This is a genomic window from Roseibium denhamense (assembly GCF_009711415.1).
Lineage (GTDB): Bacteria > Pseudomonadota > Alphaproteobacteria > Rhizobiales > Stappiaceae > Roseibium > Roseibium denhamense.
This window is the reverse complement of record NZ_SMLZ01000109.1, coordinates 28,996-43,730: the sequence shown is the minus strand read 5'-3', so window position 1 is coordinate 43,730 and position 14,735 is coordinate 28,996. Positions and strand designations below refer to the sequence as shown.

Below are 14,735 nucleotides of genomic sequence, written 5' to 3'. Positions count from 1 at the left end.
CGATGGCGAGACTCAGGTAGGAGTCGAAGTTCCAAACGGCAAAAAGCAGCGGAGACTGGCGCCTCATGTCTGAAATGCAGGATAACGTGGTCCCTCATACCCGGATGCGATCCTTGCGGGACGCTATCCGGAAAGTTCAGCTCGGCGAAGTCGAACGTTCCGACGTGGTTGTTGAACTGCAGGATACGGAACGGGCACGTCTCGACATGCTTGCCGATGAATTGAAGGACGTTTTTAAGGAAATCCCGGAAGACGATGACCAGTTCTCGCTGCAGATCATCTCGGGATCGACGCCGAGGCTCTGGATCGATGCGACCAGCCATGTGGTTGTCGGCGGGGACCGGAAAACATACCGTTTCCTGAAAGACACACGCCTTGGACGGGTGGTGATACTGGAAACTGCGAATATCGACGATATGGCCGACTGCCTGACCGAATATATCGCGGAACGCGTTCTGGAACGTGAAAAGGCCTTGGAAGGTGATTGGCTGAACAACCGCTTGCGTCAGGTCGCGCGCGAATCCCACGTGGTGCGGGTTCAGGAAAACCGCATGCCATGGCTCGCAACAGCTGGTGTGTTTGGTGTTGGTCTTGCGACCGGCATTGTCGGGCTGATTGCCTTCGCCTGGTTCGCAAATCCGCTCTAAGCGCTATCGATACCAAGCGCTGGCCGAACCTGCGGAATCTCCACTTGTCGGCTGGCTATCAGTTCAACCGGTTGGTCCGGTTCTGTAAAGCCGTGCTCGTCCAGCTGACACACCCAGCCTTCGTTGGTCTTCTTAATTGAAAACAGATTGTAGCGTGCAGGCGGTTTTTTGCCGCCAGGAGCGCTAGTTGCTGACGGAACGCCAACGACCGGGACGGGGCCGCTGGGACCTTCAATCGTCTCGAAACTGTCAATATGGGTATGACCGTGCAGAAGAAGCTCTGCTCCGGCGCGTTTGATCACAGCCCTTACACGGGAAGCGTCGGACAGGCGTTTGTGCCATCCTGTCGCCTTGGGGAAAGGCGGATGGTGAAGCATCACAATACGGAATAGGCCCTCTCCACCGAGCATTTCCAAAGTGTCCCGTAATCGTTTGCTTTGTTTGCTGCCGACCCGCCCTGTGGCAAACCAGGGAGCACTGGCCCGCCCTGTTGTGACGCCAACAAGGGCCATATCACCACGCCTGCGTACATAGGGAAATGTTGCTTCGGTGGTGGTCTTCTCATGCGGCACGGCGTCCGCATTGTCTCCGCTCATATAGGGCCACCAAGCGGCCCGTGCCCGCCTTACAGCGCCAGGAACATACGCATCGTGATTGCCGGGCACTACGGAGACGTTGTCCGGCGCTCCAATCGTTTCAAGCCAGCTTCGGGCGCCTGATATTTCAAGGGGGAGGGCGATGTTCACGAGGTCGCCCGTTACCGCGATATGATCCGGCGCCTGGGCTCTCATGTCTTCAACGAGTTGCTCAAGGTAGTTGCCGCCCATAATTTTCGAGCGGTTCCGTTGCCAGTTCAAATACCCAAGCAGCCGTTTGGAGAAAAGTTGCAGAAGTTTGGGGTCAGGAAGAGGGCCGAGATGGGGATCTGACAAATGCGCAAGCTTAAACATGCGCGCATCTTCAAACCAAAAAGCGCCGCGTCAAGAAAAAAGACGCAGCGCTTTTCAAAAACGCATAACATACATGTCAGGCTGGGAGAGCCTTTTACCGACCTTTGCGTGCTGTTGGAACCGGCGTCCGGATACCAGCAACTGTGCCTTTATCTGTGCGTGTGGTCTCACGCAAAGTCGCTTCTACGACACGGACAAAACCAAACATGGCAACGCCCCAAAGTTAATCCGGCCAATCAGTTGGTCGGGAAGGTTGTCAGGGACGCGGCGATGCGCGGGTTTGTCAGGTCGACAGCAGGCTTCCAGGTGTAGGAAGCCGGGCGGCGGCGGCGTTTGGAAAACAGGTTGAACATCTCTTTGATCCTCTTCGGAAAGGCTGTTACTGCCCTTCAATTCATCATCTTGCCTGCAATATAGGCATTCAATGAATGAAGGAGGAGCGTTATTATGATTGGGCAGGCCTGCAAAAAATGCATGGGTTAACAGTGCCTTACCATCGCTTTTGCATATCAATACCATCAAAATGTTGAATGTATTCCCGTTGCTTCCGAAACAGTTGACCAAGTGGATTATCCAGGGACAGGGGTTGCTGCGTAATCCCTACACTCTGGGTGTTCGTGTCATCGTTGAGGACGACACCGGCGCCATTTTGCTGATCCGGCATACCTATCTGAACGACTGGTACTTGCCCGGTGGTGGGGTCGATACTGGAGAAAGCCTGCATCAAGCTGCTGTGCGGGAATTGCAGGAAGAGGCTGGTATAGCGCTGATCTCGGAGCCTGAGCTGGTCAATGTCTATTTGAACCGGGGAGCCCTTGGCCGGGATCATGTTGGCCTGTTCAAGGCTGGGCGCTGGGAGCCAACCGGAACATTTCTGAAGCCCAACCGCGAAATCGCAGACGCCGCTTTCTTTCCTTTGGACGGACTGCCGGCATCAACCAGCGAGGCGACGGTCCGCCGGCTTCTGGAACATCAAAATGCTGCGTTTCCAGCCGGCGGTGTTTGGTAGCGCCGGTCCGCCCTCAAGCGGCCGCCTGGAGCCGGTCCCGGTCATGCGGCCGGTCAAAGTCCAAAACCGGACCGACAGGCACAACACGATGCGGGTTAATGGTCTCATGCGAGCCGTAGTAGTGCTGTTTGATCGTCTGCATGTCGACCGTCTCCGCAATGCCCTCGATCTGATAAAGCTCCCGCAGATAGTTTGACAGATTTGGATAATCATCGATCCGGCGGATGTTGCACTTGAAATGCCCGACATAAACCGCGTCAAACCGGATCAGTGTAGTGAAAAGCCGCCAATCGGCTTCCGTCAAACGATGGCCAGTCAGATACCGGTGATTGGAGAGAATAACTTCGAGCTCATCGAGCATGTCGAACAGGGCGGTCACTGCCTCGGTGTAAGCTTCCTGTGTCGTCGCGAACCCGGATTTGTAGACGCCATTGTTCACGGCGTCGTAGACGCGGCTGTTGATCTCATCGATGGATGACCGCAAATCCTCAGGATAGTAGTCGTCTTTGTTTCCCGTCAGGTCATTGAACGCAGAATTGAACATGCGGATGATCTCGGAAGATTCATTGCTGACAATCGTGTTCTGATGCTTGTCCCAAAGGATTGGCACGGTCGCCCGCCCGGAATGACCCGGATTTGCTTTCACATAGATTTGCCATGCGTAGTTCGCGCCGGTCAGGGGATCCGTTTCGGGGAATTCCCAGCCGTTCTCTAGCATCAGCGGTTGAACGGCGGAGAGGGAAATCAAGTCTTCAAGGCCCTTGAGTTTCCGGAAGATCATGGTCCGGTGAGCCCAGGGACAGGCATAGGAGACAAACAGGTGGTAGCGGCCTGCTTCGGCCTTAAATCCGGAAACGCCAGTTGGGCCCGCTGAGCCGTCGGGTGTGATCCAGTTGCGGAATGCTGCGTCCTTACGCACAAAGCGGCCGCCGGTCGACTTCGTATCGTACCACTGATCTTTCCATTCACCGTCTACCAGAACACCCATCACAAACTCCTTTGGTTACACTTGTTAAGTTTGTGCGGGGTCCTTGGTTTTCAATCAACTGAATGGAGTGTTCAGTTGAGATGAACAATCGGTGGGTCTGGCGTACGGGTAAAAATTGCTGGACCTTAAGAAGGGAGCATGGTACGCGCGATGTCCGTGGCAAACACGAGACCCAACAGGGACTTTGGCTGAAAGATGCAGATGACTGCAGGTCTGACACTCCGACGACGAACCAACCGGCGAGACATTTCTCGTCCGCGCCGTCGCGCCTGACCTGTTCCCGGTAACAACAGCTTGACCCGGGCGCCGGCCATCGCGCCCCCAAATTATGCAAGCTGAGAGCATTCCCGTGAAACAGTCCACCTGGGTTATTCGTCTCGAAGAGACATCCGACACATCCGAAATTGAACAACTGCAAGCCGAAGCATTTGGGCCTGGCCGTTTTGTCCGGACCGCTTTCCAGGTTCGCAAAGACGTGCCGCATCGTCCGGATTTGTCATTTGTCGGTCTGTCCGGTTCGGATATCGCCGGGTCAATCCGCCTCACGCCGATCCATATAGGAGAAACGCCGGCCTTGTTGCTTGGCCCCTTGACTGTTTCGCCAGCGTTCAAGAACCGGGGCCTTGGAAAGCTGTTGCTGCAAATCGCTCTTAATGCGGTCGAGGCTGCCGGGGACCGGATTGTGCTGCTGGTTGGAGACGCGCCCTATTATGGGCCCTTTGGGTTCGAGCAAGTCCCGATGGGAAAGATCACATTGCCCGGACCCGTGGATCCCGCGCGGTTGCTCGTGGCCCGGCTGAAGGGGGCCGATATGCCCGACGGGGCAGTCTCTGCGACCATGCGCACCGCATGATGCTGACCGCAACACCGGCTACACGGTTCCAGGAGTAGCCAAATGCACCAGACGTGCCTGCGCAAAGCGATTCCAGTACGTCTGGTGATGGTCTTGTCTCAGTCGCTTTCCGGACTGGCCTTGGCAACGGGCCGTTTTCAGCTGAATCTGCGCGCGATAAATCGATGGGGAGCTACCTATCAAAATTGATTGCTTATTCGCTCGTCCGGCTTCTTAGGCGCTTACCGTATAGCACCCGTGGATTTAGCGCCCTTCCCGATACCACATGAAGGACAACGCTCCGAGCAAGAGAGCGAGACCGAACAGCCCGATCATCAACGGATACCGGTCAACGCCGTTCAGGACGCTTGCGCTGGTGGCGCGCAAGCCGATCCACCCGTTTCCGGCAAAATTGGCAGACTGGCGCATCGAGACCACACGCGGGACATCCGCCGCCCCGCCAATGTCGCGTAGACGCCTTGAAACACCTCCCGTTTCCTGAGCCAAAGGTGCCAGCAATCCGGTGGTCGAAAGAACGTCGGTATATTCCTTCGGGTTTTGCGGACCAACATGGATCAGCGTTGTCATCTCGCCATCGGTGATGGAGTAAAGGCCGGTTTCAGTTGCCGGTACGGTTGCCTGCCAAAGGCCGGGTTCCCGCTCGTTCATGGTCACGTTCCGGCGGTCGCCGGTTGGTGAGACGATTGTTGCTTCGCCAACGGTTTCACCCAGGGTCTGCCGCTCCACGATCAGTTCAGGCCCGCGCATGGACACGGTCAGCGCTTCTTCTTCAAGATCCGGTTCTTGCATCAGCCAATGGGCAAGCCGCCGCAACAAGGGGACGTGCGGTCCGCCACCTTCAAAACCCCGGGCCCAGAGCCAGACATGATCGGACAATAGCATCGCCACCCGGCCTTCACCTTCCCGGTTCAGAACAAGGAGCGGCATGTCGCCAGGGCCGGACATCAGCGCTTGCCCGGCGTCCAGTTCCGTATCGACCATCCGGAACCAGCGGCTCCAGGCGGGGGGATCCTGATTGGCCCCGGGCAGGCCGCGTGTCACCGGATGCCGTTCACCCAGGCGGGCAAGGGTCGCGTGGAAGGGTTGCTCCAGGATGGAGCCCGTCGGCCGGGCGGGCAGGATCGGGGCAAGCGGTGTCCGGTAAAGACTGCCGTTCTCCGCATAATCGGGCCCACCGGCCAGAAGCACTGCGCCGCCGTCCTGGACGTAGCGCGCAATGTTGTCGAAGTAGAGCATCGGCAGAACGCCGCGCCGCACATACCTATCAAAAATGATCAGGTCGAATTCATCGATCTTGACCGAAAACAGTTCCCGGGTCGGGAAGGCAATCAGAGAGAGCTGATTGATTGGAGTTCCGTCCTGTTTTTCCGGTGGCCGGAGAATCGTAAAATGAACCAAATCAACCGATGCATCGGACTTGAGAAGGTTCCGCCATGTCCGCTCACCGGCGTGAGGTGATCCGGAGACGAGAAGAACCCGCAAGTTCTCGCGGATGCCATCGATGGTAACCACAGCCCGGTTGTTGAGCGTGGTGAGCTCGTCGGGCAGCGCAGCGGCCTCAAACTCGAAGATGTTGCTGCCGCCATGGTCGATCTCCACCGGGATATCGATCTTTTCGCCTGAGCGGGCGGTCTGGCGGGTGATCACATTACCGTCGCGTTTCACGGTCAGCTCTACCGGATCGCCCGGCCCGGTGCCTGCACCCTGATCAACCACCGTCAAACTGACGGTCTGCTCCGAGCCGACAAGCCCAAATCGCGGCGCTGTCTGCAAAACGATCCGGCGGTCTTTCTCATCGGCTGTTCCAGTGATGATGCCGTGAATAGGTGCGTTGAAACCCAGCGCTTCGGCAGTCTCCGGGATGTCGTGGATCTGCCCGTCGGTTACAATGATCGCGCCGCCAACCCGTTCCGGTGGCACATCGGCAAGGCCATTGGTGAGCGTTTGAAACACTTCGGTCCCGTCGCCGGAACCCGAATTCCGCGCTTCCAGGATGCGCAAGTCAAACCCGCTGAGCTCGTTGATCCGGCTTTCCAGCTCTTCAGCGGCAGCGTCAGTCGCGCTTTCCCGGTCTGCAAGGCGTTGGCTCTGGCTTTTGTCCACGACCAGCGCCACGACGCTTGAAAGCGGGGCCCGGTCTTCATGTTCGATGGCGGGGTTGGCGAGGGCGAGAAGCAACAGCGCCATCGTCATGGCCCGCAATGGCCATGCCCTCAACTTGAGGAAACCGGACACCAGAACGAGCGCCAACGCCAGCGCGATGCCGGTGCCCAGGGCCCAAATCGGCAACAGCGGATCAAATGAGACAGACCAGACCATCGTTTCTCCCTATTGTCCGAGCCGTTCGAGCAGCGCCGGAATGTGCACCTGATCAGCCTTGTAGTTTCCGGTGAGGCTGTACATGACAATGTTCACCCCTGACCGGAACGCATAATCCCGTTGAACCGGATCATTCGGTACGGTCGGGAACATGAAATCGCCGGCCGCCGTAATCGCCCAGGCCGCCGCGAAATCGTTTCCTGTGATCAGGATCGGAGACACACCATCGCCGGCGCGCACGGGGCGGTCACCGCGTGTGCCGATATCCTCTAGGCTTTCGACCCAAAGCGGGCTCGTCGCATAGCGGCCCGGGAACGTGTCCAGTAGATAAAAGGCTTTGGTCAGCACATGGTCGGGCGGGACAGGCTCCAGTGGCGGCACATCCAGATCCTCCAGGATTTCCCGGAGTTTCAAGGTTGCCGGTGTAGATGAGAACCCGGTTGTCGAGGCGTTGATATGATCCCGGGTGTCGAACAGGATCGTCCCGCCGTTGCGCATGAAAGTGTCGATGCGGGCGATGGTCTGTTCTGCCGGCTTGTCCATTGCCGGATCGATCGGCCAGTAAATGAGTGAGTAAAAGGACAGCTCGTCGCGTGCAATGTCCACGCCGATGGGCGAGCCTGGCTCAAGTGCGGTCCGTTCTGACAGGAATTGGGTCAGTCCGGAAAGACCAGATGCACTTGCATCGTCGATTTCCGGGTTGCCGGTCAGCACATAGGCCAAGCGCGTTTCCAAAGTGGATTCGAGTGCCCGGAGCTCGTCACTTGCCGACTGTGCCAAGGCCGAAGTTCCGCCTTGGAATACCGTCAAACCACCCGCGAAGGCGAGTGCCAAGGCGATACCTGCTGCCCGTTGGCGCAGGCCAATCCGGCTGAGGCCGCCTGCCAGCAGGAACACGGCAATGCTGTCCAGGACAATCAGCAAGAAGGCTAGCGTGAAGAAGACAGCGCGAAGGTCGAGCGGATCGGTCGTCGGATAGGCGGCACGAACGAGCGCGTTGCCAAGTGGTTCCAGATCAAGCGACCGGATTTCGTCTTCTGCTTTCAAAAGGTTCAGAGCACGGAAGCCATCTTCGGTGCCGTAAAGGCCGGGAGGTGTTCTGCGGCTGGCCGAGGCATCACGGAAGGCGGAGGCGTTTACCGGCGTTACTTCAACCGGTGGGGAGCCAAACCGCCCGTAACCGTCCAGCAATCTCAAGGGTGGCAATACCGATTGTGCCTGAGTGCCGTCCTCTGCGGTCTCCGCTGCGGCCGCCGCAACGTTGGACACAGCCAGGATGCGGCGGAGCATGTTCAAGAACACACCGGACAAGGGCACATTCGACCAGGAGGAATCTGCCGTTACATGAAAGAGCACTATGCTGCCTGCGCCCATGGAACTCGCGGTGACGAGAGGCGTCCCGTCCTCCAGCATGGCCCAGGTCCGGTCCGGCAAGTCGGCGGTCGGTTCCGCGAGAACCTGGCGCGATACGGTCACTTCCTCGGGAACATCCAGTCCGAAGAAAGGCGAGTCGTCCGGGAAGGGCGCCAAGTGTTGCGGTTGCTTCCAAGACAAGGACCCGCCGAGGGACCGGTCACCGGCGCGCAAACGGACCGGAATGAGTTCATCTGTTCCGCCCGCAGTGCGCGGCCCTGCAAACCGCAACAGTGTGCCGCCATTTTGCACCCACTCGCGCAATTCTTCGGCCGTGCTGTCCGGCACCCGGCCGACATCCGCCAGAACCAGGACGGATATGCCCTGATCGATCAGGCCCGGGATGGCTTCAACGATATCGGCATCGCGCGGGCGCCGGATATCGGAGAAGGGCGCAAGCGCGCGTTCCAGATAATAGAGCGGAGACAGGAGAGGTTGATCAAGGTCGCCCGCCTGACCTGAGATCAGCCCAACAGTCCGGCGCCGCCAGCTGTCGTCGAGAAGCTGGACCGCCCCTGCCGACGCCTCGCCCGCGATTTCCACCCGTGCAATGTCGTTGCGCAATTCACTCGGCAGCTCAAAGCGCACATCCGTTTCGGTTTGGCCTGCATCGAATTGTGCCAATACTTCGCCGAGCACCAGCCCCTTCAAGTCCAGAACCTGCACGGTTGCTCCGGAAAGGGATGTCTCCGGATGCCTGACCATCTTGACGACAAGTGCATCGGAATCGTTGGAGAGCCCTTTCAAACCCATGGGCGTCGGCAAACCAGTCAACACCGTTATTGGGACATCGCCCACAATATCGGCAAGGTCTGACGAGAAGCCCGGGTCAGAGGCTGTATTGTCGGAAAGCCAGATAACTGCAGACGGCGGGTTTTCCTGAGCTGCCCTTCTCAGGCCTATGTTCAACTCGCTGCGGCGCGGAGCAAATGGCCGGGGATCCAATGCCCGCAAACGCTCAAGGGCAGCGGTCGCCGATTCCGGCACAAGGCTTTGCCCTGGGCCTTCGGCTGTCGCGCCGAACAAGACCGCCTGACCTTCTCGTTCTGCTGAGGTTAGGATTTGCTCCGCAGTGTTGACTTGGGCGTCCCAACTTCTTGAAGATGTCCAGCCGTTGTCGAGCAGGACCCACAAGACCTCATCACCTGTTTCAATCGGATCTGCGGGCCGCCAGATCGGGCCAGCCAGTGCAATGATCAAAATCGCTGCCAGCAGCAGCCGCAAGAGCGTTAGCCACCATGGGCTGCGTTGCGGGGTTTCATCATGCTGATCGATATCGAGCAGCAGCCGGGTAGGTGGAAATGCAATTTCACGGGGCCTTGGCGGCGTGAGCCGGAGCAGCCACCAGATGGCCGGCAAAAGCGCGAGAGCCGCAAGAATCCAGGGTGCTGTGAATGTAAGGGGAAGTCCGGCTAACACGCGTCACATGCCTCCTTGGCCTAAGAGATCTTGTGCACCGGACAATGCACTGTGGAGCACGAGTAGCGGCTCGGACGCCGGGCGGTCGGTGTGGTGAATGACATAGGTCCATCCGGCCCGGCGCGCCATGTCCCGGATTTCGGCACGGTGTGCCTCCAGCCGGTTCTGGTAGTCCTCGCGCCAGGTTTCGGCTCTGCCGGCAGTCAGCCTCAAGCCCCGCTCGGGGTCGGTAAATTCAATCCGGCCATCAAACGGGAAAGTTTCCTCAATCGGATCGAGGACTTGCACAAGATGGCCCCGGGCACCGGTGCTCGCCACCTTGCTGAGCCAAGCTGCAATGTCTTCCAGGGGGTCTAGGAAATCCGAAACCAAAACCACGTCCGCGAACCGTTTTACCGCTGTCGTGTCAGGAAGGGCGACCGGCTGGGAAAGGTGGGCGAGTGCGTCCGCAATGCGTTCCGCCGCGCGGCGGTCGGAAAACGGGCGGGTCAAACCTGTCAGCCCGATGCGTTCGCCGGTTTCGGCGAGCATGTCGGCAAGCGCCAGCATGAGAACAATCGCCCGGTCGCGTTTTGAAACCTCTGACAAACGGGACCGGAACACCATCGAAGGGGATAGGTCCGACCACAGCCAGACGGTATGGGCGGCCTCCCATTCGCGCTCGCGCACATACAAATGATCATCGCGGGCGGACCGGCGCCAGTCGATCCGTTTCGCCGGTTCGCCCATGTAAAATGGTCTGAATTGCCAGAAGCTCTCACCTGGCCCTGCGCGGCGGCGTCCATGCCATCCTGCTATGATCGAGCTGGCAACGTGACTTGCTTCAACCAGGAGATCGGGCAGGCCATCGGCAACAGACCGAGCTTCGCCAATGACGTTCGGCAACGTGTTGTGATCAATCCCGGTGCTGAGAGTGTCGGATGCCATCCAGTGGGGTGCTCCTGCCGTTTGCCCAGTCTTTTCCTATGAGATGCTCTCTTTGACGCGGCGAATGACGTCTCGAACCGTATGTCCATCCGCACGCGCTGCAAACGTGAGCGCCATTCTGTGCTGCAAGATGGGTTCCGCCAGTGCCAGTACGTCATCGAGCGACGGCGCGAGTCGGCCGTCGACCAGAGCTCTGGCCCGGACGGTTAGCATGAGGGCCTGGCTTGCGCGTGGACCCGGGCCCCAGGCAATCAGTTTGGTCAGATCCGAGGACGGTGTTCCTTCTTCCGGGCGCGCGGCGCGGACGAGCTTCAATATCGCTTCCACTACACTTTCCCCAACAGGCATTCTGCGGACAAGCTGCTGATACTCGATCAAGTCGGTGGCGGTAACAGCTGCCTTGACTTCGGTTTGGCCGGCGCTGGTTGTTTCCAGAAGGATGCGGCGTTCGGCTTCCAGGTCAGGATAGTGGACATCGATTTGCATCAAGAAACGGTCGAGCTGGGCTTCAGGAAGCGGATAGGTGCCTTCTTGCTCGAGCGGGTTTTGGGTCGCCAGGACGTGGAAGGGCCGCGGCAAATCATGCGGGTGGCCGGCGATGGTCACATGGTATTCCTGCATGGCCTGAAGCAGCGCAGACTGAGTTCGCGGGCTGGCCCGGTTGATTTCATCGGCCATCAGGAGCTGCGAGAAAATAGGCCCTGGGATAAAGCGGAATGAGCGTCCGCCGCTTGTGTCCTGCTCCATCACTTCGGCGCCGAGGATATCGGAGGGCATCAGGTCCGGTGTAAACTGAATACGCCGCGCGTCGAGCCCGAGAACTGTTCCAAGGGTTTCCACAAGCTTGGTCTTCGCAAGGCCCGGAACACCCACCAGAAGGCCATGGCCACCGGCGAGGATAGTGATGAGCGATTGTTCGACGACGGTCTCCTGGCCGAAGATGATTCTAGAGATTTCTGCTTTTGCGTCGTGTATCCGATTGACCGCGCGCTCTGCACTTTCGGCAACGGCAGCAAGATCTTCTTCGGAAGGGTTGTTGGGAGAAACGACGCTCATAAATCACCTATCCTAATGTTTTGTCGCGGGCCGGGCCCGATAAGCAGCTCGTCATGTTTTTGAAAACATTGCTGCGACCCTGGCAGTCTGACACCATATGACAGGGTAGATAAGGCGCAAATTTGCACCATACAGAGAATAGGCCCAAGTTTCTTGGAGACAACAGGCCAAACTCTGCGGGTGAAGCAGAGGCACTGCCTCATTGTGTTGAATGGTATAGGTAAAAATCCGGGTGTGCTGTACCCGCTTTGGAGGACTGGCTCCTGATGGCAAACGGTGCCGTTAACAAGATGGAAGATATCCCCGACGGCCTGAAGGCGCTGATGGGGAGAGCAACCGGAAAAGATGCGAAATTGCCGCCGGTGGAGACCTGGAATCCGCCATTTTGCGGGGATCTCGACATTCGGATCGCAGGGGACGGATCATGGTTTTATCTCGGGTCACCCATTGGTCGGAAGCCGCTTGTGAAACTGTTCGCATCCGTTTTACGCAAGGATGCGGATGGCAAGCACTATCTTGTGACCCCGGTCGAAAAAATCGGCATCACCGTCGATGACGCCCCCTTTCTGGCCGTGGAGATGGTACGGGAGGGGACCGGCGAGGATGCGGTCCTGACCCTTCGGACAAATCTTGGTGAAGTGGTATGCATCGGGCCGAATCATCCCCTGCGTTTTGAAGCCGAACAGGAACATGACGGTTTCAAACCCTATGTCTTGGTCCGCGGGCGTCTTGAGGCGCTCTTCACGCGGGCGTTGATGTACGACCTCGCTGAAATTCTTGAAGAGCGGCCTGCGGCAGGAGGCGGCGGGACCGGTGTGTGGAGCCAAGGCGTGTTTTTTCCGGTTCCTGCCGAATTGCTTTGATCATGCGAATGACACCCACGAATAACCACGGCGGCCAACGTCCATATCATGCCTGAATTTCTCGTCCCGCCCATTCAAAGCCATTCTGAGCGCCTTGCCCGGATCCGGGCAAGGCTTGCCGATCCTGGCTACAACAATCCAGTTATGGACACTGGTGATCATGTCCTCAATCCTGGTCTTGGTCCCTATGCGAAATGGAAAGGTGCGCCCAAGGATGCGGCCGTTCTGATTGGAATCGTGAACCGGGAAACGGATCAACGGGTAGTTCTGACCGAACGGACCCGGCATTTGTCTTCTCACGCGGGGCAGGTCGCCTTTCCAGGTGGCAAGATCGATGCCGAGGACACCGGCCCCGAGGCTGCGGCCTTGCGGGAGGCTGAAGAAGAGATCGGATTGCCTCCGAGCCAGGTTTCTGTTCTTGGACGTTTGGCCCCTTATCTGACTGGGTCCGGCTACAAAGTTGTTCCAGTTGTCGGTCTGATAAACGCTGAAGCCGTATTGACACCCAATCCCGAAGAGGTCGAGAAGGTCTTCGAGGTTCCCTTGGACTTTCTGCTCGATCCCTCCAATCACACCAAGTCCAGCCGCGAGTGGAAAGGACACCAGCGTTTTTTTTACGAAATGCCCTATGAGGGTCACTATATCTGGGGTGTAACGGCCGGGATCATCCGGTCCTTTTATGAAACGGTTGATCGCTGATGGTTCGAGTTTTTCTCACTCACATTATCTTGTTTTTGCTTCCATTTTTTTGCTACGCCCTGTGGCTCTGGCTTGCCAACAAGTCCAAGAAGCCGGGCAATTGGGCAAAGGGACCGGTCGCTTGGCTGACCGTTGCCGGTCTTATCCTCGTGATCGGCGGGCTTGTGACATTTGGGATATCCGCACCGCCGGAGGACAAGGAATTTATTCCGTCCACAATCGAAAACGGGGTGTTCGTTCCAGGGCGTTATGAATAGCCATGCCCGCACAAGCTGAACGATCTCTGGCGCATGCCTATTGGTTACAGAACCCCGGCATTCAGGCCGTCTTCTCGGCAATTGAAACAGGCGGTGATGAAGCGCGGGTTGTGGGTGGTGCCGTGCGCAACACACTCCTGAGTCATGATGTTCCCGATATCGATATCGCAACAACGGCAAGTCCCCAGGACGTCATGGACCGCGCCGCCCGCGCTGGTTTGAAGCCGGTCGGCACGGGCATTGATCATGGCACAGTGACCATTGTGAGCAGTGGTTTTGCCTATGAAGTCACGACGCTGCGTGAGGATGTTGAAACATTCGGCCGGCAGGCCCGGGTCGTTTTCGGGCGCAATTGGGAGAATGACGCCAAGCGCCGCGATTTCACAATGAACGCGCTTTACGCCGACCGGGATGGTCAGCTGTTCGATCCGCTCGGCGGGCTTGACGACTGCCTTGCCGGCCGGGTGCGGTTCATTGGGGACCCCGATACCCGGATCCGCGAGGATTATCTTCGGATCCTGCGCTTTTTCCGGATCTACGCCGCGTATGGTTCCGGTGATATGGACCAAGATGGGCTAGGGGCATGCCTTCGGCAACGGGACGGATTGCGCCATTTGTCTCCGGAACGGATTGGCCATGAAATGCGGCGGCTTATGAAAGCCAAGCTAGCTGCCACGGCACTGCGCATGATGAGCGAATGCGGTCTTTGGGAGATTGCAACCGGGGGGCTTGCGCGCACCAGCGACTACGAGGCTCTGCGGAGCCTTGATGATCTTGCACCTGAGACCCGCGACCCGGAAGTCGGTCTGACTGTTCTTGCCGGTTTTGTTCGCGAAGATCTGGAGCGGATCGCAGACCGGTTCCGCTTGTCGAATGCGGAGCGCAAACGGATGCAGGCGGCCTGGGCGGCTGCCAAGAGCTTGCGAACTGAGGAAACCTTTCCCAGCGCCACCCGCTTTCTTTATGAATTTGGACGTCAGGGCGCAACCGACGGGTTGCTCGCGTTTGCAGCGACTGCGCTTGGACAGAAAACCGGTCTTTCGGCAGATGCTGTTGGCGATTACCTCATGGATCTCCGATCCAGCTCCGTTCCGGAATTTCCTTTAAAGGGCGCTGATCTGCTGGCGATTGGCTGCGCGCCGGGGCCGGAGCTTGGACGTGTGCTGGCCGCCTTGCGCCAAAGGTGGATCGATAGCGGTTTTGACGCTGATCGCGGACAACTGCTGGATCAGGCGCGGTCCGGGCGCTAAAACCCTGTAAATGAGTTTAAAACCATTGCAGCCAATAATTGCGTGACCATCAATTTTGGCAGGCATGGTTCTTGGCAACCGGGAG

General features: G+C 58.2%; 13 protein-coding genes. 7 read left to right on the top strand and 6 right to left on the bottom strand.

The features are described 5' to 3' along the window. The first annotated feature begins 65 nt into the window (after positions 1-65). Complete coding sequence (locus E1180_RS12610) at positions 66-647, top strand: hypothetical protein (protein ID WP_155191546.1); 582 nt, start codon at positions 66-68, stop codon at positions 645-647. Here the strand turns inward: E1180_RS12610 and E1180_RS12605 are convergent. Next, positions 644-1,597, bottom strand: a complete 954-nt coding sequence (locus E1180_RS12605) for a metallophosphoesterase family protein (RefSeq protein ID WP_155191545.1) — start codon at positions 1,595-1,597, stop codon at positions 644-646. The genes E1180_RS12610 and E1180_RS12605 overlap by 4 nt on opposite strands. 523 nt (positions 1,598-2,120) lie before the next feature. Between E1180_RS12605 and E1180_RS12600 the strand changes: the two genes are divergently transcribed. After that, positions 2,121-2,606 carry an NUDIX domain-containing protein gene (locus tag E1180_RS12600; protein WP_155191544.1) on the top strand — a complete coding sequence of 162 codons (486 nt, stop codon included), beginning with the start codon at positions 2,121-2,123 and terminating at the stop codon, positions 2,604-2,606. A gap of 13 nt (positions 2,607-2,619) precedes the next feature. Here the strand turns inward: E1180_RS12600 and E1180_RS12595 are convergent, their stop codons facing one another. After that, complete coding sequence (locus E1180_RS12595) at positions 2,620-3,594, bottom strand: glutathione S-transferase family protein (protein ID WP_155191543.1); 975 nt, start codon at positions 3,592-3,594, stop codon at positions 2,620-2,622. Positions 3,595-3,943: 349 nt separating this feature from the next. Between E1180_RS12595 and E1180_RS12590 the strand changes: the two genes are divergently transcribed. Beyond that, a complete protein-coding gene (locus E1180_RS12590; RefSeq protein ID WP_283404400.1) occupies positions 3,944-4,447 on the top strand; it encodes a GNAT family N-acetyltransferase in 504 nt (167 codons plus the stop codon). A 243-nt stretch (positions 4,448-4,690) separates the two neighbouring features. Here E1180_RS12590 and E1180_RS12585 read toward each other — a convergent pair whose 3' ends face one another. From E1180_RS12585 to E1180_RS12570, 4 genes are read right to left on the bottom strand one after another with little or no spacing between them, the layout of a single operon-like run. Continuing rightward, on the bottom strand, positions 4,691-6,766 hold the full coding sequence (locus tag E1180_RS12585; protein WP_155191541.1) for a hypothetical protein: 2,076 nt from the start codon (positions 6,764-6,766) through the stop codon (positions 4,691-4,693). Between the two features lie 9 nt (positions 6,767-6,775). Next, positions 6,776-9,598, bottom strand: coding sequence for a DUF4159 domain-containing protein (locus E1180_RS12580; RefSeq protein WP_283404399.1), 2,823 nt, complete (start codon positions 9,596-9,598; stop codon positions 6,776-6,778). Between the two features lie 3 nt (positions 9,599-9,601). Beyond that, positions 9,602-10,525 carry a DUF58 domain-containing protein gene (locus E1180_RS12575; protein WP_155191540.1) on the bottom strand — a complete coding sequence of 308 codons (924 nt, stop codon included), beginning with the start codon at positions 10,523-10,525 and terminating at the stop codon, positions 9,602-9,604. Between the two features lie 36 nt (positions 10,526-10,561). Further along, the gene (locus E1180_RS12570; protein WP_155191539.1) at positions 10,562-11,581 is read right to left on the bottom strand and encodes an AAA family ATPase; all 1,020 of its coding nucleotides are present in this window, start codon (positions 11,579-11,581) and stop codon (positions 10,562-10,564) included. Positions 11,582-11,847: 266 nt separating this feature from the next. On the opposite strand from E1180_RS12570, the gene E1180_RS12565 reads away from it, so the two are divergent. From E1180_RS12565 to E1180_RS12550, 4 genes are read left to right on the top strand one after another with little or no spacing between them, the layout of a single operon-like run. Beyond that, a complete protein-coding gene (locus E1180_RS12565) occupies positions 11,848-12,444 on the top strand; it encodes a DUF1285 domain-containing protein (protein WP_155191538.1) in 597 nt (198 codons plus the stop codon). Between the two features lie 48 nt (positions 12,445-12,492). Next, positions 12,493-13,143 carry a CoA pyrophosphatase gene (locus tag E1180_RS12560; RefSeq protein WP_155191537.1) on the top strand — a complete coding sequence of 217 codons (651 nt, stop codon included), beginning with the start codon at positions 12,493-12,495 and terminating at the stop codon, positions 13,141-13,143. Beyond that, positions 13,143-13,400, top strand: coding sequence for a DUF6111 family protein (locus E1180_RS12555; RefSeq protein WP_155191536.1), 258 nt, complete (start codon positions 13,143-13,145; stop codon positions 13,398-13,400). Before E1180_RS12560 ends, E1180_RS12555 begins: the two co-directional genes overlap by 1 nt. 2 nt (positions 13,401-13,402) lie before the next feature. Continuing rightward, the gene (locus E1180_RS12550) at positions 13,403-14,650 is read left to right on the top strand and encodes a CCA tRNA nucleotidyltransferase (protein WP_155191535.1); all 1,248 of its coding nucleotides are present in this window, start codon (positions 13,403-13,405) and stop codon (positions 14,648-14,650) included. Positions 14,651-14,735: the final 85 nt, after the last annotated feature.